14 protein-coding genes and 4 pseudogenes are annotated in these 20,365 nt (G+C 55.4%); 7 read left to right on the forward strand and 11 right to left on the reverse strand.

The features are described from left to right. The first annotated feature begins 36 nt into the window (after positions 1–36). The 3 genes and pseudogenes from J2Z31_RS13120 to J2Z31_RS29775 form a co-directional block, all read left to right on the forward strand. Complete coding sequence (locus tag J2Z31_RS13120; RefSeq protein WP_209602357.1) at positions 37–639, forward strand: hypothetical protein; 603 nt, start codon at positions 37–39, stop codon at positions 637–639. A 534-nt stretch (positions 640–1,173) separates the two neighbouring features. Continuing rightward, positions 1,174–1,608, forward strand: a complete 435-nt coding sequence (locus J2Z31_RS13125) for a helix-turn-helix domain-containing protein (RefSeq protein WP_209602358.1) — start codon at positions 1,174–1,176, stop codon at positions 1,606–1,608. Beyond that, positions 1,605–1,894, forward strand: a pseudogene (locus tag J2Z31_RS29775) (hypothetical protein); the annotation flags it as partial. The gene J2Z31_RS13125 and the pseudogene J2Z31_RS29775, both read left to right, overlap by 4 nt. A gap of 857 nt (positions 1,895–2,751) precedes the next feature. On the opposite strand, the gene J2Z31_RS13135 reads toward J2Z31_RS29775, so the two are convergent. The 8 genes and pseudogenes from J2Z31_RS13135 to J2Z31_RS13170 all read right to left on the reverse strand — a co-directional run bounded on the left by J2Z31_RS13135 (position 2,752) and on the right by J2Z31_RS13170 (position 11,110). Further along, the gene (locus J2Z31_RS13135; protein WP_209602360.1) at positions 2,752–3,840 is read right to left on the reverse strand and encodes a lactonase family protein; all 1,089 of its coding nucleotides are present in this window, start codon (positions 3,838–3,840) and stop codon (positions 2,752–2,754) included. A gap of 223 nt (positions 3,841–4,063) precedes the next feature. Continuing rightward, positions 4,064–4,188 (reverse strand): annotated as a pseudogene (locus J2Z31_RS29240) (MaoC/PaaZ C-terminal domain-containing protein); the annotation flags it as partial. Positions 4,189–5,935: 1,747 nt separating this feature from the next. Next, positions 5,936–6,616, reverse strand: a complete 681-nt coding sequence (locus tag J2Z31_RS13145; RefSeq protein ID WP_209602361.1) for an ATP-dependent Clp protease proteolytic subunit — start codon at positions 6,614–6,616, stop codon at positions 5,936–5,938. Between the two features lie 66 nt (positions 6,617–6,682). Next, positions 6,683–7,525 (reverse strand): phosphoribosyltransferase family protein, encoded by an 843-nt coding sequence (locus J2Z31_RS13150; protein ID WP_209602362.1) that lies wholly within the window; start codon positions 7,523–7,525, stop codon positions 6,683–6,685. Further along, positions 7,494–8,459 (reverse strand): HAD family hydrolase, encoded by a 966-nt coding sequence (locus J2Z31_RS13155; RefSeq protein WP_234939434.1) that lies wholly within the window; start codon positions 8,457–8,459, stop codon positions 7,494–7,496. Before J2Z31_RS13155 ends, J2Z31_RS13150 begins: the two co-directional genes overlap by 32 nt. 236 nt (positions 8,460–8,695) lie before the next feature. Then, positions 8,696–8,954, reverse strand: a pseudogene (locus J2Z31_RS13160) (site-specific integrase); the annotation flags it as partial. Positions 8,955–9,085: 131 nt separating this feature from the next. Beyond that, positions 9,086–9,706 (reverse strand): LysE family translocator, encoded by a 621-nt coding sequence (locus tag J2Z31_RS13165; protein WP_081160072.1) that lies wholly within the window; start codon positions 9,704–9,706, stop codon positions 9,086–9,088. A 36-nt stretch (positions 9,707–9,742) separates the two neighbouring features. Continuing rightward, complete coding sequence (locus tag J2Z31_RS13170; RefSeq protein ID WP_209602363.1) at positions 9,743–11,110, reverse strand: aminotransferase-like domain-containing protein; 1,368 nt, start codon at positions 11,108–11,110, stop codon at positions 9,743–9,745. Positions 11,111–11,313: 203 nt separating this feature from the next. Here J2Z31_RS13170 and J2Z31_RS13175 point away from each other — a divergent pair, with 203 nt between their 5' ends. Genes J2Z31_RS13175 through J2Z31_RS13190 form a run of 4 tightly spaced genes read left to right on the forward strand, consistent with a single transcriptional unit; the run spans position 11,314 to position 15,665 of the window. Next, the gene (locus J2Z31_RS13175; protein WP_209602364.1) at positions 11,314–12,414 is read left to right on the forward strand and encodes a 2-aminoethylphosphonate aminotransferase; all 1,101 of its coding nucleotides are present in this window, start codon (positions 11,314–11,316) and stop codon (positions 12,412–12,414) included. Positions 12,415–12,435: 21 nt separating this feature from the next. Next, on the forward strand, positions 12,436–13,770 hold the full coding sequence (locus tag J2Z31_RS13180; protein ID WP_028002543.1) for an O-acetylhomoserine aminocarboxypropyltransferase/cysteine synthase family protein: 1,335 nt from the start codon (positions 12,436–12,438) through the stop codon (positions 13,768–13,770). A 24-nt stretch (positions 13,771–13,794) separates the two neighbouring features. Next, a complete protein-coding gene (locus J2Z31_RS13185) occupies positions 13,795–14,859 on the forward strand; it encodes a fatty acid desaturase family protein (RefSeq protein ID WP_209602365.1) in 1,065 nt (354 codons plus the stop codon). An 11-nt stretch (positions 14,860–14,870) separates the two neighbouring features. Continuing rightward, entirely contained in the window at positions 14,871–15,665 is a 795-nt protein-coding gene (locus J2Z31_RS13190; protein ID WP_209602366.1) for a gamma-glutamyl-gamma-aminobutyrate hydrolase family protein, read from the forward strand. An 8-nt stretch (positions 15,666–15,673) separates the two neighbouring features. On the opposite strand, the pseudogene J2Z31_RS13195 reads toward J2Z31_RS13190, so the two are convergent. The 3 genes and pseudogenes from J2Z31_RS13195 to J2Z31_RS13205 all read right to left on the reverse strand — a co-directional run. Beyond that, positions 15,674–15,958 (reverse strand): annotated as a pseudogene (locus tag J2Z31_RS13195) (transposase); the annotation flags it as partial. Between the two features lie 388 nt (positions 15,959–16,346). Further along, positions 16,347–16,994, reverse strand: a complete 648-nt coding sequence (locus tag J2Z31_RS13200; protein ID WP_234939450.1) for an OmpW/AlkL family protein — start codon at positions 16,992–16,994, stop codon at positions 16,347–16,349. A gap of 972 nt (positions 16,995–17,966) precedes the next feature. Then, on the reverse strand, positions 17,967–20,195 hold the full coding sequence (locus J2Z31_RS13205; protein ID WP_234939435.1) for a methyl-accepting chemotaxis protein: 2,229 nt from the start codon (positions 20,193–20,195) through the stop codon (positions 17,967–17,969). Between the last annotated feature and the right edge of the window lie 170 nt (positions 20,196–20,365).

The raw sequence follows: 20,365 nt of genomic DNA on the forward strand, positions 1-20,365 counted from the left end.
GAACCGTCACTAATCGGAATGTTGGATGTGCAGCGCGTGTTTCTCGGCACTCAAGGACGAGGCAAGAACAACGGGCGGCCGAAACTGAAGTTCGGCAGCGACACCCTTATGCACGATGGTCAAAAGGTGGTGGTGCAGGCGCATGCCGTTTCCAAGCCTGACGCCGACACGCTCGAAGTCACGCTCGGCCGCGGCGCTCGCCTGGTACCGATGTCAGTTTACCGTGCTCTGGTGAAAATCGTTGTGTCGGTCCTCGATGAGGAACTCCTGCCAGATTTGACGAAGACTTTCGAATGGGTGCGATACGGCCTGCACTCGGACCAGCCCTTGCCTAAGGTGGAGATGGCGACGATCGACCTACCTCCAGACCCGTCAGCGCAGATCACCGTGTATACCCGTCGGACGCCGCATCCCCGATTGCCGCACGTCATCGGGGAGTTCAGGTTGGGCTGCTACGTTTTGGTCTTTGCAGTTCCCTTCTCAACTCAAGACCAATGGGGCCTGGTTGGCTTCTTCGAAGATGTGAACTTCCAAGACACGTTCCGCCACTACGTAGCAGCCGCGCAGTGGACGGAGTGGGATCTGAGTGGCACGAAACCGATGGCGCTTTCTCCGCGCCTGAGGTTCGTCAAGGGCTGACCTTCGGCCCAGCCGACTTGCTACCGTTTCACCCAGGACCGCTTGTCACCGTGTCAGCCTTGAGGCCCGGGAATGAACCGAGATTGTCCGGGTTGAGAGTACGTCCTCTGCCAAGCTTATCCGGAACCGGACTTTCGCGACTTTACCCCAACTTGCCCACTCGCAAGGCTGGCAGGGATTGGCTGCTTTTGGGAGATCCCAAAAGCATCCTGAACGACCAGGATGAAGGCGCGAAGCGGTCGTTCGTGAACCGCGGCTGGAAAATCGTTTTCGGGCCGACTGCGGACGACGATGTCATCTCGTCACGGCTAGGGAAAAGCGCGAAAGGCGCTTGACCTCGACACGCCGATTAGAGAAGCGCCGCCCGAAGGGCGGAAACCGGGACCGACTGCCCCGATAAGCGGTTCCGTTCCTCCTTATCTGACTTGACGTGCGGTCTGTTATTGCGGTTTATCGCAGCGCGCGAGGGTAGGCACTGAGACAGACACTAGCGATAGGCGGGGGCTCTATCGCTGAAAGTACATGGAGAAGTGCATGCTGAATCCTAGCCCCGACAAATCGAAGGGAAAGCCTGAACCGGTCGATATTCATGTCGGCCGTCGAATTCGGATGCGCCGAGTGTGGATGAACGTCACACAGATGGCTCTTGCGAAGGCTATCGGAGTGACGTTTCAGCAGGTACAAAAATACGAGAAAGGCACCAACCGCGTAGGTGCAAGCCGACTTCAGCAGATCGCACACGCGCTGGATGCGCCAGTTTCTTATTTCTTCGAGGATATGCCCGACGCTGCGGCAGTCGACGGCGGCGACCGCAGCGGCCAAAAGAGGCTGCAAACAGAAATCATGGAGTTCGCGTCAAGCCATGAAGGTCTTGCGCTCATTCGCGCCTTCTCCCGCATCACCGACCAAAAGGTGCGGAGCCGGACCCTCGGCCTTGTGAAAGCGCTCGCCGAACAGAATCCGTCATGAGTCTCGCGACAGATTCATTTCTGAGTTAATGCGCGCCGCAAACGAGCCCGAGAAGCTGTCGCCTTATGAAGTCAGCGGTCTTCTCGATCGCTCGATTGATACGATACGCGACATGCGCGAGCAGACAGGAATCGCCCATGGCGCCAAGGACGTGCTGAGAGGGCTTTGAGTAGCGTCTGAGCGCGCCCGCGACCTTTCCACCACAGATATCAGAGATGCCCTGGTCGATGCCGCTGACATTATCAGAGCATTGAAGATTGTGCTTGAAGGGAAGACCGAGCTCTAATGCGGATGACCGTGGCGGCTGCAATTGCGAGTGCCCGCGCCTGGGGCGGCGCGGGTACTCATAAAACAGGTTGGACCTGACGCCGCTTGAGGGACGGCGCAGCGTGAAAATTCGTCGCGTATGTCTTTCTTCCGAAGTTTCTCATGTGTCTCTGCAAATCCTGCAACCATGGTCATCCGAACAGTCAATGCGACGTTTTCTCGGACTTGTGTGTTACCCACGGCATGGCCAGGACCTCTTCGACGAAGCCGCCGGCTGAGCCGCCAGGCCCCGCCGACTCTCCGCGTCCATCCAAGGACTGCGCATCCTTGGTCGACAAGGCGCCGAAAGGGTGTGGCGCCGCCCCTACCCGCACTAGCCGTACGATGCAAAAGACCCCGAGGCCGGGAGGAGGCGTCGGGGTCCTTGAACTTGATCGGCTCCTTGGGAGGAGGAGTGGAACCGATCGACGTCCTGCGCAGTGGGAGGAGGTACTGCGCTGACAATGGCGAAGATAAACCATCCGCCATCATTGAATAGTACCTTAGGTTACAGGGCAGCATTGCTGAGAACGCATAGCACAGGCGCCTCATTCATGCGCGCGACGGAACCCGTACACCGGCATCAAACGGAAGCGATAATTGTGAGTTCCCTCTAATAAAGCTGCTTGTGATACTTATGAGACAGCCGTGTCGCCACGTGCTGAGGTGACACGACCACCGAGCACCAACCTGCCCGCGGATGTCCGATAATGACCTGTACCAGTTCTCGCCGCGATGTTGATCACGTCGGCGAAGGTCGCGTCGAGAACGTGCGAGGGGCGACCGCTGGTCGTCTCTCGCCCTTCCACCAACGCGGACGCCCCTTTTTGAAGGGCCCTACCGCCTGTGGGACCGTGTGTTCCCCTTTCGAAAAACGATTGTCGTGGGGCTGCCGGTCGGGATGACTTGGCCTGTCGGAACAAGATTGCCGGGCTCACATTGTCTGAATTCGACAATGGTGTCGCTGTCTTCGTTAGCGACATAGAGGTGCTTTTCATCTGGCTCGAAAGCAAAAAACCTGGGCGTGGTGCCTTGGCTCGGCAGCCAGTATGGATTTGCCGGCTTTCCATCACTGCCTAGGCGGAAAACTGCGATCGAGTCGTGGCCTCGGTTCGAGGCATACAGGTAGTCGCCACCTTTTGATAATGCTATCTCCGATGCGCGGTTGTCGCCTGAATAGTCCCTGGGGAGGGACGATACGGTATCGATCGGGTGTAAGCTGCCGTTGTCATCGTCGAAGTCGTAAGTGGTGACGGTCGAATCCAGCTCGTTCAGAACATAGGCCAGCGCCCTCACGGGGTGAAAGGCGAGGTGCCGTGGACCGCTTGCCTCCCGGCAGCGGCATCGCGCCGCTTCCTCCAACGTTCCGTTTCCAGGATCGAGCTTGAAGGACACGATCTGGTCGAAACCTTTCTCCGGCACAAGGATCCACTTTCCCGACGGGCTAAAGGGGACTTGATGTGGTCTGCCGTAGTTCTGTTCATCGCGGTGAGGACCCAGCTTGCCGGCCATTGCCGCAAGATGGCTCACAGGCCCGAGATTACCGGTGGATGAGACTGGCAGGCTGACGATGCTGTCGGTGCGATAGTTCGCAATGATAAGCCATCCGTGCGTTGGATCGAGCGCAAGGTGAACCGGGTTCCGGCCGCGAGTACGTTGGCGATCGATATTCCGCAGAAGACCGGTTTCAGGATCGATCGAGTAGGACGTCACGAGATCAAGATCGCCGTGGACGGAATAGAGAATGTCCAGCATCGGGTGCAGGGCGAGGAAAGACGGATTAGGTTCGGTTTCGAGGAGTTGCAGCAAGCTCCATTGCGAGCTCTGCCCGTCGATCCTGTAGACGCTGATGCCTCGGCCTCTTGCATTGCGTTCTTCGGTCGTGCGGCATCCGACATATGCGAACAAACTCACTTTTGCCTCCATTCGAGAGGTCTTCCGCCAGTAGGCCTTGCCGAGCCAACTGGCCGGACACTAAACCAGGGTTACTGAGAGACCGTGACACTCGCGGACTTGATGACGTCCGCCGAGCGCTGCTTCTCTGCGGCGATCAGATCGCCGACGTTACCCCGCCGCGCTCATCCGACTTTGGAACGTCCGCACCGAGACCATCCAAGGCCTTGCGAAACTCCGGTCATACAGTGAGATAAGCGCGCACCGGGTCGGTGTGGATGAACTGGAAATCACCCGTCGTCTCGGCAAACTGTCGATCGTCTTCTGCGTCACGGTAATCAACTCGAAGACGCCGAGTTCCTTGCCGATCAGATCCTTAATATCGGAAAGTGAATTTCTTGCGACATGTTCGTCCTGAGGAGGTACCCTCGGGCCGCTCGGGCAGGCTCTAGAAAGTGGGACGATTGACGTTAACCAACAGCTGTTCAATCGTGAGCTGACCACGGATCGACGGGAATGCGCCCACGCCATGAGCCATCGAGGGCTTGCCGGCAAGTGGAAGGAAGGCGGTGCGTAGCTGCGATTGATCACGGCGGCAAGCGCCTTCTCGATTTCATCGCGTCCTCCGGTCGCTCGGCTGTAGCGCTGGGCCCGTCATGAGTTGCTGGAAACGTGTTGCCTGCCAAAACGTCTAGCTCTCAAGAAATCAACTTTGGACGGACGGGAATGCTGCGCGTTGCGGCATCTTCCGGCACGAAGCTGGCGCGGCTCCACGAGACGCTAAGCTGGACCAAGAACCTTGCCCCCAATCTGACGGCGCACCGAAAAACCTCCTCTCTCCTACTACCTCATCTTTTTCTAGTGCATGCCGTGACATTGAGAAAATTGATTTCTTGGATGACTCCCATTCGCAGTGTAGATGAACGAAGATACGCCTTAGGGGCCGTGATCTCATCTCTTCGTTGCGCGCGACGCGCTGATGCCGGACGGAATCTCACGGCTGCGGCACGCCAGCATCAATCTCAGTCAGAGAGCCATGAGTGCGGCCGTCGCCAGACTTTGCAACTTCGCACCTATTTCCGACACGAGCTGTTATGATGCGGCGCCGCGAACTTCTGCCAACGCCGCGTGCTAAAGCACTCGCCTGCAGTTCGCGAGGCGCTGCTGCCGAACACGCGTTGCTCATTGTTCCTTTCGGGACCGGACTGTTTCGTTCAACTAAATCAGTCACCGCGACCGCACCGGCAGATTTTGCATGATGCATAAACCGGCGAATGATGCGGCCGCCCATACTCCAGATCATCATTACGATTTCGCCGGAATATTCCATTTTCTCGGCAAATCGTTGGAGAGCATCGACGGTCCTTGTGACCCGCAACTTTTGATGAGTAGATGCAACAATGGTCTTCCGAAGGCGAAAGGCCGCACCGATAAGAAGTCGAACTCGATCGCCTGTAAGCAATCGAGTTCGGACGGCCCCGCGGCTAGCCGGCGGCCATCAAGTTCCGCGCGATCTATGCCATATCCGCCAAGGTCTCTGATGGCCCTTTTTTGAGGGTGACGGCCGCAACGGCGTCGTCGTTGTGAGTACCGGATCAATACTCCCCAGTGGTGCCGTTTGAATGTTCCCGGTTGCGCCGTAGCCGTTTCTCCGGGAGGCGCCCCGGAGGACCGGCGGCGCGTCATCACCGATACTCTTTCCGATGGTCGGACGGGGGACTTGGGTGATCCAGCGGTTCCCCGAATGTGACCTTTGACAGCCATAGTATGGTCCAGCGATGCCGGATGCGGAGGCTAACCACCTCATCACGTCACATCCGGGTTAAGACCACTGGGGGCACCGTTCTTAATCTGCTTGTATCCAAACATTCCTTCGGGAGAAGCTTCGTTCATCAGGAACGAAACCACTCCTGCCGTCGTCACCAGCAACCGCTTCGCCCGACAAAGGCAGGCGTCGGCCCTGCCAGCCCGTGAGAACCGCGCAGAAACTGCTGGGCTTAGGGGTAAGTCACCGACAACAGATCCTCGCTGTCTCAGCCTTCGAGTGGTGCCCACGGGTGCCGGTGAGTGGAGAACGATTCAATCCGGCGTCGGCGTGAGTGAATCAGACCTAGTGCTATTTATCTGATCATTGTTTACCATGCGGCCCATCATAAATATACCAAGTGGCATCAGCAGGTACCACATTCTTCGCCGTGCCTGTTGCGAGCCCGATACTCAGCGCCTTCTCGACGTCGGCAACAAGGTGAGTGTCTTCACTATAGGTAATCTTGTCTATCCTTTCATCGGAAAGGTTCGTGCAACTACGGTATATTGTTTTCAACTCGGTACGAGACGCCGATGCCTCTTGGCTGTTAATTATCTGGTTCGCCGCTAATTTCCCTTCAAACCATCTAGTTGGCGCATGCAGTAGGAATGACGTATCGTCCAAGACAAGGCGTTTTTGACCAGCGCAGTAGAGCATGGTAGCCGCCGAATTAACCTCTGATAGATTTATGGTTGTCACGGGCACCACGGAGCTCCTGATGACTTGATAGCCGACATTTCCGCTATCCACCTGCCCGCCCGAACTGCTGATATATAGATAAATGTCGTGCGCGGATTTGTACTTCAGATTAATTTCGTCGAGGGCGGATCCAAGGGCCGCGATCTTCTCCTGATTCACTTTACCCGTGTAAACGATTTTGACGGTGCTCACTGACGGCGGAGAGGAGGCGTCGCTCATCACCCGAAGCATGGCAGCCTGTAGAGGCGTGCTGAAAGCCGACAGGGCAACGGCAGCGAGCAAGGATATTGACGTTCGTCTCATAGGGCATTCCTCTTCTGTAGATTCGAGAATGGCATTCTTGGGTATACAACCTCTTTGAATACGACTTTATACCACGAGTTTCTTTGCGGATTCCTGATGCTCTATTGCGTCACGGATTACACTCATGTTGGGTTCATACTCTCGAATTTTGTAATAGCCTTCGTGTAGGCAATTAAAATAAAGGCTCTTAAGGTATCTGGCACTTCTGAACCTTAAGAAATCGTGAAATAGCTCACTTGGATCTGCGGTGAGAATATATTTGATTTGGCGAGCGGTCATGTGATGACTTGGCTCCGCCACGATCTGATTCAGGTCGCTGATTGACTTAACCGCAGCAAAATTTATCTCGGACTCTATGTCGGGCCGGTCGCCCGTGTATCGAGCAAAATATAGGAAGAATGTTTTATTCTTGAGGTGTTGCTCGTGCATGAGCTCGACTAACCTGTTTTCGTGAGTGCCAGTGATCTTCACGTCGTCGACAAACAGAAGACAACGACCTTCGAAATGTTGCGCGTTGAAGTAGAACCTATCGCCGGCGATCAATGACTTACGATGTTCTCCTGACAGGAGTCCGTAGTCGTTCACGTAACTGATCTTTCGTGGGACAGTCGCATATTCCACGTGGTTGCCTTTGGCATCAACAATGTGGCTGTTGAGGCGATTGAGCAAATGCATCGTCATTATAGTCGCTGCATTCGGAACAAAATTGTACGGCGACGAAATCATCAGGCAGCGACTGTCCAGTAGAGCGGGTGCGCTTTTTTGGAAGAACGCGTCCGCAATCTCGTAGCCCATCTCGCGGGCTGCTTCGTCGCAACCGAATTTCAAACGTGAATATTGTTCCGGTCGAAAGGGTGCATCCTCGATCGACTGAAATTCATGGAGCGCAAACTCCTGAAATTGCTTCATACACAACCTCTCGAATGTCTTCAGGCCTTCCCAGCAGAGCACCATGCATTCCAGCGCTCTGCGCACCTTGCAGATCGCAGATCGCGTGGTCACCCACGTGCAGGATGTTATTGGCCGCAACGTCACACGACTTGATGATTTTCTTAAAGAAGGCTTTCTTCGGTTTTGCATATCCAAGCAAATCAGAATAGATTCCGAACCGAAACACGCATCCAAACGAGCTCTCAAGAAAATCGTGCACCAATCGGCCGCTAATAAAGCTCGAGTTGCTGCCAAGTGACAGCGCATATCCGTCTTCGACCAACGCCTGGATTAGTCTTACGGTAGTATCCAATACAATTGGTTTGCAGTTCTCAAAAATGTTCTCGAACGCTTTTGCGATGAGGCTGGGATCTTTGTGAACATTGCAATGCATCATAAGCAGACGGATATTTTCGAACAGAGATGGAGCGTACCCAGTTTCGATAGCGTGTTGATTCACCCACCTCTTGACCTCGGCGTATGCATTCCTGACAGTTGCTTCTTCTGTATGAAAACAAGCCGCAAGAAACTTCGTCCTCGTCAGCGCATGGCTTGGGTTTGGCAGTACGAGAGTGTTCCAGACGTCGAAAGAAATGTGACTTATCAACTTGCCTTTCCGCCCGCCTTTAAAGCGCTCGGAGGGCAAGCATCTGCGGTTTGTCCGCAGCCGTCTCGGCGTCACGCGCATATGCGGCGCGGGTCCGAAACGGATCGGAGTACCCGCATCAACCACGGCGGTGTGCGTGCATCGGGAGAGATTGCCCTGCCGGTGCCGCTCTTCTCTGAAAGTGGGTTGTGGCGAACTAACATACTCCCTTTGCCTTTCATTAATTGTTCCTGACAGCGCTCGACACCTGAATGTCCGGGCGATATCCATCTGCTTGTGGCTGAGAATGAGCAAACGTCGTGCCAACCGCGCTCGGGCGTCTCGGCGGTGGATTTTTGCTAGTTATGACAAAGGGTCCCATGATGATTGGGATAGCGATGCCGCCGAACAAGGCTGCGTCGATAACCGCACAATTCGACAGGTGGTGTCGAATTTCGGACATGCCCCAAATGGGATACGACCTGCGGTGCGCATGAAACAAGCTCGTCGTCAGCCAAGGAAAATCATCTCCAGGTGCGCAGGATGCCAAGCAGCTGCCGGTCCAGCGTCACGCCGTAAAAGAACCGCAGCGCGCAAACCGTCTGGTTGAGCGCCGGCCAGGAGATGCCCTGCGACACCAGGTACATCTGGAAGGCGCGCACATCCTCCAGTCCCAGCCGCTCCGGCGAGCGGCCGAAATACCGGCTGAACTTTGTCACGGCATGCAGGTAGGATCGTTGCGTGGCCGGCGACAGGTTGCGGGAGCGTCATGTCGTCGATCATGCGGCGGCGCAGCGGGCTCACCGCTGCCGGAGCGTTCATCGGTCGGTCTCCTGGTCAGGGGTTGGTTCTCAACACCCCAACATTCCATCAGGAGACCGCGCCTCCAAACACTCACCTCTCCCGCGTCAGCGGGTTAGTTCAATTCTGAATCCGAAAAATCGCGACGCGCTTTAGAGGCGGTAGGTGAGCATTTTTATGCCGAAGCCGATTAGCAACATTCCAGCAATTCGGTCAATCCAAGCTCCGGACTTCTTGTAAGCTGCTTGCGCAGGCGGAGACGACATGAGCATGGCCACAGATCCGTACCACACCATTTCCAACATAAAGCCGCCCAACAACACGATGAGCTTTACGGACATATCTGCATCGACCGGAATTGTAGCGGCATACAATCCCAGGAAAAACGTGATGCCTTTTGGATTGGTTAATTCAACCAAAGTTCCCAGGCGGAAACCGGACCACAACGTGCCGGTGGGTGGAGGCGGGGTGTTATCTCCAGAAGAAGAGACAAGCCAACCGGAAAGGCCAAGATAGACGAGGTAAAGACCCCCAACGATCTGGATAGCGGTAGCAAACCAGTCCACACGTACAATCAGCACTGCGAGGCCAGTCATTGAAAGAACGGCATAGAACGTGGCGGCTAAAGACAGTCCAAGAGTTGCCCCCAAAGCTGATGGCAGAGCACCCGATATCGCTAGTCGCGAAACCAAGGCAAAGTTTGGACCTGGGCTTATGATCACGATGGCATAGAGACCCAATGTCGTCAGAATGGTCCAAATACTGTCTTGCATCGGCGCCTATCCGGTCGACCTTCGACCGACTCCTTGTTAAACATGGGATCTCTGCGGCCTTCCAGCGAGCGCAGAATTCTTGAGAATGGCTGACAGCTTTTCTAAAGCTGTCTTGAGATCGGAAAGCTCGGGACCTCCCACACACAGCCTGACGCCTCCGTCGTTGGCATCGGGATCGACCGCCGTAGCCGCGGGCGGGGTCACATGTATGCCGATGGCGCGGCTTGCCGCGACGAAATTGTCGGCTTCACGACGTGCCATCGGCAGCCAGATATGAAAGCCTTCATGGTCAGGAAAAACTGCCACGTCGCCAAGCTGGGATCTCGCCAGATCTAATCTTCTTGAAGATTCAACCTTAATTGATTTGCGAAGGGTTTGGGCTATTCCGCTTGAAAGCCATTCGGCCATGACCGCACAGGAAAAAGGCGATACCATCGATGACGTTGCGGACAGCGCGACCTCGGCCTTATCGACATAATGATGTGGTGCAACCAGAGAACCAATACGCAAACCTGGACTGACTGTTTTGGATAGGCTGTTGACATAGAAGGTCCGCTCGGGCGCCAACATTGCGATTGGCGGAAAACCTGACGAACCGAGGGAATACACATCGTCCTCAATGATCAGGGCGTCATGCTTTCGGCAGACATCCGCAATTTCATGCCGACGGCGTTCTCCCATGGTTGCCGTTGTCGGATTTTGCATTGTGGGCGTCACATAGACAACACCGCCGCTCGTCCGTCCCAAAGCCTCGTCGAGCGCTTCAGATTGCATACCTTCCCTATCTGTTTCCACGCCGACTAAGCGGTGAGAGGTATGACGCGTCAGCGAGATTACTCCGGGATAAGTTTGCGACTCTGTGATGATCGTTCCGCCCGGTTTACTCGCGACAGCGAGAGCGACCGACAACGCCTGTTGTGCTCCATTGCATAGAAGGAGTTGTTCCACCTTCATCTGCATACCGAGCCAGGCGAGCCATTGTGCCATCTGCCTGCGGTGCTCAAAGTACCCTCCGTCGGGCGGATACCGAGCAAACAGATCCGCATCGATGTTCCGTGAGATGTTCAAAAGCGTCCTTGCGAGCATTTGCTGGCCTACTATTCGCGGCGGCGCGTTCACACTGAGGTCAATGACAGCTTCTCTTGATCCCGGAAGTGCGGCCACAAACGTGCCTCGTCCTTTTTCGCTCCGTACCAATCCGCGGCGCTCGAGGATGGCATAAGCCTTTGTCGCCGTTCCGATTCCGATGCCCAAGCGATAGGCAACCTCACGGTGGGGCGGCAGGCGATCGTTTGCCGCGAGCCTTCCTTCGAGAATATCGTCTGCCAAGGCTCTCACGAGCCGTTCACTTGGTGGGGCGTTCATAACAACGAGATACGGCTCCCATGGGGATTTGAGAAGCATATCAACTCCAAAAATAGTGTCCCATGACACTTTTATCGTGGCGGGCGAAGTGTCTCATGCATTACTCATTTCGGCAACGAACTATCCCACAGTCGAGGAGATCGAAACTGAACTGCTGAACCTTTCGCTCCGAAAGACAGGAGATAAGGGATCTCCGATCGCCTGTTGGTGGAAACACTGTCGTGTTTAACAGGAGTCATTCTATGCAGGAAACGTGTCTTTTCACTCCCGGGCCACTGAGCCTTTCCTCCGATGTGAAGGACGCCATGAGGGTGGATTTGGGGTCGAGAGATGAGACCTTTAAGCAAGTCACGCAACGGGTAAGAGACCGCCTGCTACACATTTCCGGCACTGATAAGTCTCACTCTGCCGTTCTGATGCAGGGTAGTGGTACTTTCGCGCTGGAGGCAGCGCTGGCCACCTTTCTCGGAGCCACAGACAAAGCCCTTGTCTGTATCAACGGGCTTTATGGCGAACGCATCGCAAGAATTCTTGAAAAGAGCGGCAAGAATTTTGAGACACTTCTGTGTTCCGCCGCGTTGCCGATAGATGTGGCTGCCGTGGAGCGCATCATTTGCCGCGATAAGCAGTTTACTCACCTCTGTTTCGTCCATTGCGAAACCACAACCGGACTCATCAACCCGGTAAAGAGCCTCTTGGAGATCGGTCGACGCAACGGTCTCGTCACGGTGGTGGATGCAATGAGTTCCTTCGGCGGGCTCCGACTTGATGATGACATCGACATTCTGGTTTCCTCGGGAAACAAATGCATAGAAGCACCCGCTGGTGTTGCTTTCGCAATCGTCTCCAACCGGCTACTCGCCTCTGGGAAATCCAGTGCGCGATCGTTTTGCTTCGACATGATGGATCAGTGGCAGCACTTTGAACAGCACCGCGAGTGGCGCACGACTCCCCCGACCCATATCGTACAAGCTTTTGATAAAGCTCTCGAAAGGCTGATCGAGGAAGGCATCCCCGCGAGGAATGCGCGATATTCGAGAGTTCAGGAAAAACTCCTCAGGGGCATGAGGGCGCTCGGGTTTAAAACCATCATCCCCCAGGAACATCAATCACCGATCTGCTTGGCTTTTTGCTCAATTGAACTGGTACCCGACGAGGCTGCATTCGCGGCCTACTATGGAGCACTCGCTCAGCAGGGCATCTACATCTACGCAAAGTTTCATGAGCCGACAACCACGTTCCGCATAGGATGCATCGGCCAGATTCAAGACTTTTGGATTGACAAATTACTGGCGGTAACGGCCGCACATTTTCGTATTTCGCCTTCGATATTGGCCGCTTAGGTCAACTGCAGGAGAACCGCAATGCTCAAGAAGAACGACGCGCAAGGACACTCGGTCCACCCGGCGACCGCATCACTGCATGCAGGTTTCAGAAGTGACCCTACGACCAAGGCTGTCTGCGTGCCAATCTATCAGAACACAGCATACGAGCTTGACGGCGATCTCTCGAAAATTGCTGACATCTACAACGTAAAAGAAGACGGATACACTTACACCCGCATTATCAATCCGACGACGAGGGCACTCGAGACCCGGTTTGCTGCCGTAGACAACGCTGCCGACTGCTTGGCTGTCGCATCCGGTCAGGCCGCTACATTTATTGCCCTTGCCAACCTTTGCAGTGGTCAGCCAGGCGATAATATCGTCGCGGCTCCCTTCCTCTACGGAAACACATGGAATCTGCTTCATAACACTTTTCGCAGGTTCGGCATCGAGACCCGAACCGCCGCGAACTCCGAACCGGCCGAGTTCGAAAAGCACGTTGACGACCGCACTATTTGTCTTTTCGGCGAATGTGTTTCCAATCCGATCCTTGATCCGTTGCCAGTGCGTAGCTTGGCAGAGATCGGCCGGAAAAGAGGAATTCCGGTCGTCGTGGATAACACCACCACGCCGTTGGTCTGCCGACCTTCGAATCTTGGCGCAGCCATGGCGACCTACTCGGCAACGAAGTATATTTGCGGGCATGGCACCACTCTCGGTGGTTTGATTTCGGACTACGGAAGTTTTCCTTTCCAGCAATATCCCGATAGGTTTCCCTTGTTTTCGGCTCCCGATGAGGCGCATGGCGGAATCCTTTGGCACCAGGCCGTGCAGGAGGTCAACGATCTGGGAAAGAGCGCGGCGCTATTGAAGGCGCGAATGACTTGGCTTCGTGATACTGGGCCATGCGCCAGCCCGTTCAACAGCTTCCAGCTCTTGCAAGGACTTGAGACATTGCACCTGCGCATGCGTCAGCATTGCGAGAATGCCGAAATTGTGGCCGACATGCTCAACAATCACCCAAAGGTTGTGCGCGTGACCCATCCGTCCCACTTTACGGGGAGGAAAAGGGAACTCGCGGACGATCTGTTCGACAAGCGTTATGGCTACGGCGCCATGCTCATGTTCGAAGTTAAAGATGCAGCGAGCGGGCGAGCGCTCATTGAGAACGTTGAGATGATCTATCACGTTTCGAACGTCGGCGACGCTCGCACTCTCATTACCCATCCCGTTTCGACAACCCATACGACGGTCCCCCGGGAAAAAAGAATGGCCGCTGGCATCAATGACGGAACGATACGTCTTTGTGTTGGCCTTGAGCATGCGGATGACATCATCCGCGATTTGGAACGAGCCCTTTCGGCTGTGAACTGATTCCAACGAACTCCGGAGTGAATCATGACTGATCGAGATGTTTGGCCTCTGAAGGATGGTCGATACGAAAGCGTACGCTTTCCTTCTGACGTGAAAAAGTCACTGGCTGCATTGCGCACGAACAACTTCACCGGCGCACTCTACATTGCGAAGGACTATGCAGTCATCAGCGCTTTCGCCATTCTGGCGTCGCAGGTTTCCTGGTGGTTCTATCCACTGGCCTTATTGTTTATAGGGGCGCACCAACGTGGTTTAACCACCATCGCGCACGATGCGGCGCACAAGACCCTCGCAAGGAACGCTAAACTAAATTATTTCCTCGGCATCGTATTCGCGGCCTATCCGCTCTTCCAGCGGCATTGGGCCTACCGCGTCTCGCACGTTCATCTACACCATCCGCATTTGGGTGACCCGGAGAAAGATCCAGATCTGAAATTTTTTGTGGAGAATGGAATTTACGACGTGCGTCATCCCAACAAGTATCTCTGGGATATCGTTATTTTCCCGCTGATTGGGGGGGCGACGCTCGCCTACCTGAAATACATTTTTACCTACAGATTCAAGGTGGTAGCGACTGATGGCGATGAAGTCGACAAAACTGGCGTCCTTGTCGACCGGTGGGGTTTTGCAGCTTTTTGGCTGGCAGTAGTCAGTGGGTCGATCGCGTTCGGGTTTTTCGACGAACTAATATTGTTCTGGATCATTCCCTATCTGACGACGTTTCAGATCATAGGATGGTTTACTGAGATCGCTGAGCATTCTCCCATGTGCGAAGTGGAAGATACGAACCTCTACCTAACAAGAAATAGGAAAGGCAATTTCATAGAGCGCATACTCTTCGGGGTAAATCTGGATGAGTATCACCTGGAACATCACCTCTCGCCGGGTATTCCTTTCTGGTTGCTCAAGAAGGCGCAAAAAATTCGGATGGCGGATCCCGAATATCAGAGGGTGGCAGCAACTTGGGGCGGTCTATTCTGCCGGGGGCCAGAGGGGCAGCCTAGCGTCATTTCGCAGCTGATCGCGCGTAATCGGCAGCTATATGAGACCGGGCGGCTGACAGACGGTGCCGTTGCTGGAATCGTATAGAGGAGGAAATGATGCCTCTAGTTGGAGTTGCCGCAAATCGTCTCATCGACGATGGGGTCCATAGAGAATGGGTTCGTCGGCGATATATTGATGCACTTGAAACATACGCAAACGTTGAGATCGTCATATTACCGACTCGCTCCACTGACGACATCGAGGGAAGCCGGCGAGTTGTTGCTCGCTTGGACGGACTTGTCCTAACCGGAGACGAATCGAACGTCAGCCCAGAGTACTTTCTTCACGCTAACACGCCGCGTCCTTCGCCGACTGAAAGCACCTACTATCGAGCGGAAACTGACCCCTACAGGGACATGATGGCGAGTTTGGTTCTTTCGGCCGCTCTAGAGAGAGGATTACCAATCCTCGGCATTTGTAGGGGGTTGCAGGAACTGAACGTCTTCTTCGGAGGCTCGCTCTATGAAGACATTTCCCTAGAGACGAACATGCTTACTCATAAAGAGGATATCTCTCTACCGCGCGATCGACAATACGACCCCGTCCATGAGGTCACCGTTCAAGACGGAGGGAAGCTGGCGCGGATTCTTGGCGGCAATGTACCGATAATCGTGAACTCCCTTCATAATCAGGGGATACGGATCTTAGCGCCTGGACTTCAGTGCGAAGCAGTTGCTGCCGATGGTTTGATAGAAGCTGCGAGCGTCTCTAGTACGGGAATCTTCCAGATGGGCGTCCAATGGCACCCGGAGTGGCATGCTGCCGATGACGTTGTCTCACGAAAGCTATTTGCAGCCTTTGGAAATGCATGTGCTGCTTTCGAAGGTAAGCGACAAGGAGACCCCGTCTAGCAGCATAATTCTTCGCCGCAGAGATATTGGAAATAGGGGTTTTCCACCCAGCGGGCGCACAGCTCCTCGTCCGACAGGTCGAACGTATGTTTGAGGATCGCCAACCCCGCCATCAACCGCGGCGGCATGCCGGGGCCGTCGCAATAGACCTCGCCGAAGCGCCGCTCCAGAAACGGCCAGTCGATCGCCTGCGCCAGCCGCACCAGCTCGTGCTTCATGTTGATAATCTGATCCAGCCGGGAGCGGAACAGATCTTGCTCCCCCGTCTCGTGCCGCTCGCGTGGTCTCGACATCGCCGCTCCTCGATTTCACCACCGCTAAAACGAGTGAATCACGCCTTGCGGAGGGGCGCAAACCGCAAAATCAAATTGCAAGAAAAGCGCACTCAATGAGCGCTTTTCTTGCAACACTGCACCGCGGAAAAGCGGAAATTACACAGCACTATTAAAGACGTGTGGATAGTTCACTGGCGACTATTTTAGTGGATACGAATGAACATCCATAAGATTGCTCGGCTCACGCCGCGCAGTAGAACCATGATCGCGAACCCTTCGTTTTCGAGGGAACAGAGGCCGGCGGCCGTGGCCGCCGCCTTCGGGGTCTGCATAGAGATCTTTACAGTTATAATGCGCTATCGACGGGAGGGGCTCGGCGTCTCCCTCTCCGGGCGTAATCGTCCATTTAGAAACGGTAGGTCACGCCTGCGCCGATCAACAGTGGATCGATTTTTGCCTTGCCGCTCAGCGGACCGAGAACGTCATGATCAGCCTTCCATTCGGTTTCGAGGAAGATTTTCTTCACATCGAAGTTCACGCCCCAATGGTCGTCGACCATGTAGTCGAAACCGACCTGCAGCGCAGCGCCCACATGATTGTCGACGTGGAGGTTATGGAAGCCGGGCTTTTCGCTCTGGTTGTAGAACAGCGAGTAGTTGATGCCCGCACCTACATAGGGCTTGAAGGCGCCGAAATCGGTGAAATGGTATTGCAGCGTAAGGGTCGGCGGCAGCAACCAGGCCTTCCCGACCGGCACGCCGACCGCGCCATCTTCGTTGATGTTGGCGTAGGTCGTGCCAAGGATGAGTTCAGCGGCGATGTTGTCGGTAAAAAAGTAACTGATGTCGAGTTCCGGGATCAGCGAGTCCGAATAGGAAAGATCCGAGCCGGTCACGCCGTTGATCGAGCCACTGTCCTCAGTGATGACGCCCAAAGCGCGCACGCGGATCTGCCAGGGGCTTAGCCCACTCGTCACATCCTCTGCCACCGGGGCAACAGGTGGTGATGTCAGCTCCGCGGCGGCTGCCCCGCACGCAAAAAAAGCCGCACCCATGCCCGCGATCCATCTCAGATGCCGTGCGTCATTCATGTTCATTTGACGTCTCCTTGAACCTGCAATCATTGAATCAGCAATAACCGTTGCAAGGAGACCGGTAGGCCGCGCGTGGCTGCGGCATGTTGATCGAGATCAACCGTGACTAGGAAAAACCGGTATATCGGACGGAGAAGCCAATTTGTCACATGAAGGCATTCGACTCGAAGCTGCGATTGGCCACGTCGAAGTACAGGTAGGCTGGGCGAGGCGGCCTCGATGACCGATGTTGTCGGCCCCACCGCCCTCGCCCGTCGACGCCGCAGCATACCGCCAGGAGGCATTGCGCCGTCTGCGTATGACGGCGCGGCAAGTCGCCCAGGCAGGCCGGTGACTCGCCCGCCACGGTCAGCCGCGCCCTAACGGGCTTGCCTGTACAAACTCAAGTCCCTGGCGCGGGGGTGCGCCGCTACGAATGCGACAAGCCCGGCGAGCTCGTCCATATCGACATCAACTAAGTCAGCAAGTTTCACCGAACCGAGCACCGCATCACCGGCCATGGCGCCAGGCAACGCAACGGCCGCGGCATCGGTTGGGAATACGTGCATCTGGCGATCGACGACCACTCACGCCTGACCTATTGGGAAATTTTCCAGATGAGGCGTCGGTGCTCCTGTTTGCGGTTTCTCGTCAACGCCTTGCGTTACTTCAAGGCCTATGGCGTCAAGGTCCATCGCGTACCGACAACGGCGCCAGTTTCCGCTCCCCATCCTTACGCCAGGACGCTGCGGCGGCTCAGCATCAAGCACATCCGCACTAAGTCCTACCCAAGAACAATGGGAAGGCCGACCGCCTCGTCCAGATCGCCCCCAGCAAATAGGCTTATGCCAAGGCCTACGAAACATCGGATCAGAGGGGGCGCCGACCTATCGATCTGGCTCCCCCGCTACGATTAGCGTCGCCCGCATGGCAGCCTAAAATCCAAGCCACCCATCAGCCGACTCGGCCTAACTGAGGATAACCTGTTGAGGCTCCATAACTAGGTAGTCGTCGAAGCGAGCCTTGCTCGCATTCCTGTGCAGCAAGAGCCAGGTTGCCCTTGAACTCACTCTTGTGCGTCCTGAAGCGATTGAGCATCTCGGAGAGATTAGACGATTCTTGAGCAAGCCCCGCCGACGCCGCATTCATCTCCTCGACCATCGCAGCGTTCTGCTGGGTCGCCTGATCCATGTGATTGACCGCGGAGTTGACCTCCCCAAGGCCGACGGCCTGCTGTTGAGCCGCCGATGCAATTGCGTCCATGTGCTGGTTGATCGTCTGCACCAAGACAGCAATCGAATGCAGCCCTTGGTCGGTATCGCTGACGAGTTTGACGCCTTCGCTTACCGCAACTTCCGAATTGCCGATCAAAGCCTTGATCTCCTTGGCAGCATTGGCGGAGCGCTGCGCTAGCTCGCGTACCTCTTGGGCAACAACTGCAAAGCCCTTGCCGGCTTCCCCGGCGCGTGCTGCCTCGACGCCGGCATTAAGTGCCAGGAGATTGGTCTGGAAGGCGATCTCGTCGATCACGCCGATGATTTGGCTGATCTTATGGGATGCCGTCTCGATGCGCCCCATTGCCGCGACTGCATTGCCGACGACCACCCTCGCCCCCTCAGCGTGATCCTTGGCATTCCGCACTAGGTTTTGTGCTTCGCCCGTTCGCTTAGAGGCTGCCTGGACATTCGACGTGATTTCCTCGAGTGCAGCCGCTGTTTCTTCCAGCGAAGCGGCTTGCTTTTCGGTACGGTTGGCAAGATTGCTAGAGGCACTGGAAATTTCACTTGATCCGCCTCTCACTGCACCAGCAGATTTTCCGACGGCCAGGAGAACTTGACGCAACTGGGCGACCGAGGCGTTAAAGTCATGGCGCAATGCTTCGAACTGAGGCGCAAACTGTTCTTCAATTTCGCAGAGCATGTCGCCAGCAGCAAGCTCGCGCAGGGCCGAGGCAAGCGAGCCCGTCGCTCTGCTGAGACGGTCTTCCGCCTCAGCTTCCGTAAGCCGCTGCACCTCCACACGCTCACGTTCGGCTCTCTGGCGATTTTCTTCCGCCTCCGTCTCAAGCTGGGCGTTGCGAATAGCGGCCTGGCGAAACACTTCCACCGAATGCGCCATATCCCCAATCGCATCCCTGCGATCCACAAAGGGGATGGGGCTTTGTGCATCACCATCGGCCAGTTGCTGCATGCGACGTTCAATCGCGCGGATCATTCGTGAAACCTGGCGCAACACGAAAATGCAGATGCCGAAGACGACCAGCGACACCAGAACCGCTGTGATCGCGCCCCTGATGAATAGGCCGCGCAGTTCGGCGAGCGCGCCCTGAGCTTTAGCATTCAGCATGTTGCCCGCCTTCTCGAGCAGGTCGGCCATGATGCGGTTTTGGTTGCCCGTCTGGGATGACCAGCCCTCAAGGGCAGCCTTGTCCTCTCCCTTCGGCTCATTCTGGTACATGGCAGCTCGAACTTCTGCCAGGGATTTGCCCTCTGAGCTATCGGCAAAGCGATCGAACTCTTCGATCAACTCCTCGGGCAGATGTTCGCGCAACACCGGCGTGGAGTGATCACGCAGTCCTTTGGCATATAGGAGAAAAGCATATTCAGGTGTCACCAGTTGACGACCGGCCAGAAATTTCTCGCCCAAGCGAATTTCGATTAGACCCGCATCGTTAACCTGCATCAGAGCATGATAGCCATCGATAAAGCGCGCCAGGTCTAGATCGGCAATCGTTGACGCGGAACGGCGCACCAACTCCAGGCCCGCAGCGGATGCGGGTTGCAGAACCAGCAGCGCCTCATTGCTACCGGCGGTTCCGGCGTCCACGTTTCTGCGATAATCGGGCAAAAGCTTCAGCTTGTCCTGGATTATGCGGTAGGCTCCGTCGATCGCCTGATCCGAATTACCCTGCACCTTCCAGTCGCGATAGGCCTTGTCCAGAGCCGCGAAGGCGCGATCCACAGCGTCGCGCCGTTCCGCGAGATCGCTGGGTGTGGCAAAGGCTTCTGCTGGCAACACCTGCGCTATTTCTCCTCCTGCATGTGCAAGGCGTTGAACCACGAGCTGTTCTTCCAAGGTCCCGTAGCGAATGTAACCGTCCAAAACAGCCGATCCACTCAGCCACAGAAAGGCCGATAAAGGAGCCGCAGCAATCAAAAAAAGCAGGCTTCGGAGAGAAAACATGAAGCGCTCCTTCCAGCGCAAATTCTAAATAATTCAGTTAACTATAGTTTATACTGGCAACAGATTGATAATCTCTTAATGTAGAAAAGTAAGAAACTAAGGAAGATGGTGCTATTTTTTTATGTTAGACGGGAACTTATCCCTGTCCTTTTCTTTCGCACCTGCAAGTT

The sequence above is a fragment of the Sinorhizobium kostiense genome, assembly GCF_017874595.1.
Taxonomy (GTDB): domain Bacteria; phylum Pseudomonadota; class Alphaproteobacteria; order Rhizobiales; family Rhizobiaceae; genus Sinorhizobium; species Sinorhizobium kostiense.

What these genes read in the sequence shown, in the direction of transcription:
- J2Z31_RS13125 (WP_209602358.1), top strand. Translation starts at nt 1,174, where the DNA reads ATGCTGAATCCTAGCCCCGACAAATCGAAGGGAAAGCCTGAACCGGTC.
- J2Z31_RS13135 (WP_209602360.1), bottom strand. Translation starts at nt 3,840, where the DNA reads ATGGAGGCAAAAGTGAGTTTGTTCGCATATGTCGGATGCCGCACGACC.
- J2Z31_RS13145 (WP_209602361.1), bottom strand. Translation starts at nt 6,616, where the DNA reads ATGAGACGAACGTCAATATCCTTGCTCGCTGCCGTTGCCCTGTCGGCT.
- J2Z31_RS13150 (WP_209602362.1), bottom strand. Translation starts at nt 7,525, where the DNA reads ATGAAGCAATTTCAGGAGTTTGCGCTCCATGAATTTCAGTCGATCGAG.
- J2Z31_RS13165 (WP_081160072.1), bottom strand. Translation starts at nt 9,706, where the DNA reads ATGCAAGACAGTATTTGGACCATTCTGACGACATTGGGTCTCTATGCC.
- J2Z31_RS13170 (WP_209602363.1), bottom strand. Translation starts at nt 11,110, where the DNA reads ATGCTTCTCAAATCCCCATGGGAGCCGTATCTCGTTGTTATGAACGCC.
- J2Z31_RS13175 (WP_209602364.1), top strand. Translation starts at nt 11,314, where the DNA reads ATGCAGGAAACGTGTCTTTTCACTCCCGGGCCACTGAGCCTTTCCTCC.
- J2Z31_RS13180 (WP_028002543.1), top strand. Translation starts at nt 12,436, where the DNA reads ATGCTCAAGAAGAACGACGCGCAAGGACACTCGGTCCACCCGGCGACC.
- J2Z31_RS13185 (WP_209602365.1), top strand. Translation starts at nt 13,795, where the DNA reads ATGACTGATCGAGATGTTTGGCCTCTGAAGGATGGTCGATACGAAAGC.
- J2Z31_RS13190 (WP_209602366.1), top strand. Translation starts at nt 14,871, where the DNA reads ATGCCTCTAGTTGGAGTTGCCGCAAATCGTCTCATCGACGATGGGGTC.
- J2Z31_RS13200 (WP_234939450.1), bottom strand. Translation starts at nt 16,994, where the DNA reads ATGGGTGCGGCTTTTTTTGCGTGCGGGGCAGCCGCCGCGGAGCTGACA.
- J2Z31_RS13205 (WP_234939435.1), bottom strand. Translation starts at nt 20,195, where the DNA reads ATGTTTTCTCTCCGAAGCCTGCTTTTTTTGATTGCTGCGGCTCCTTTA.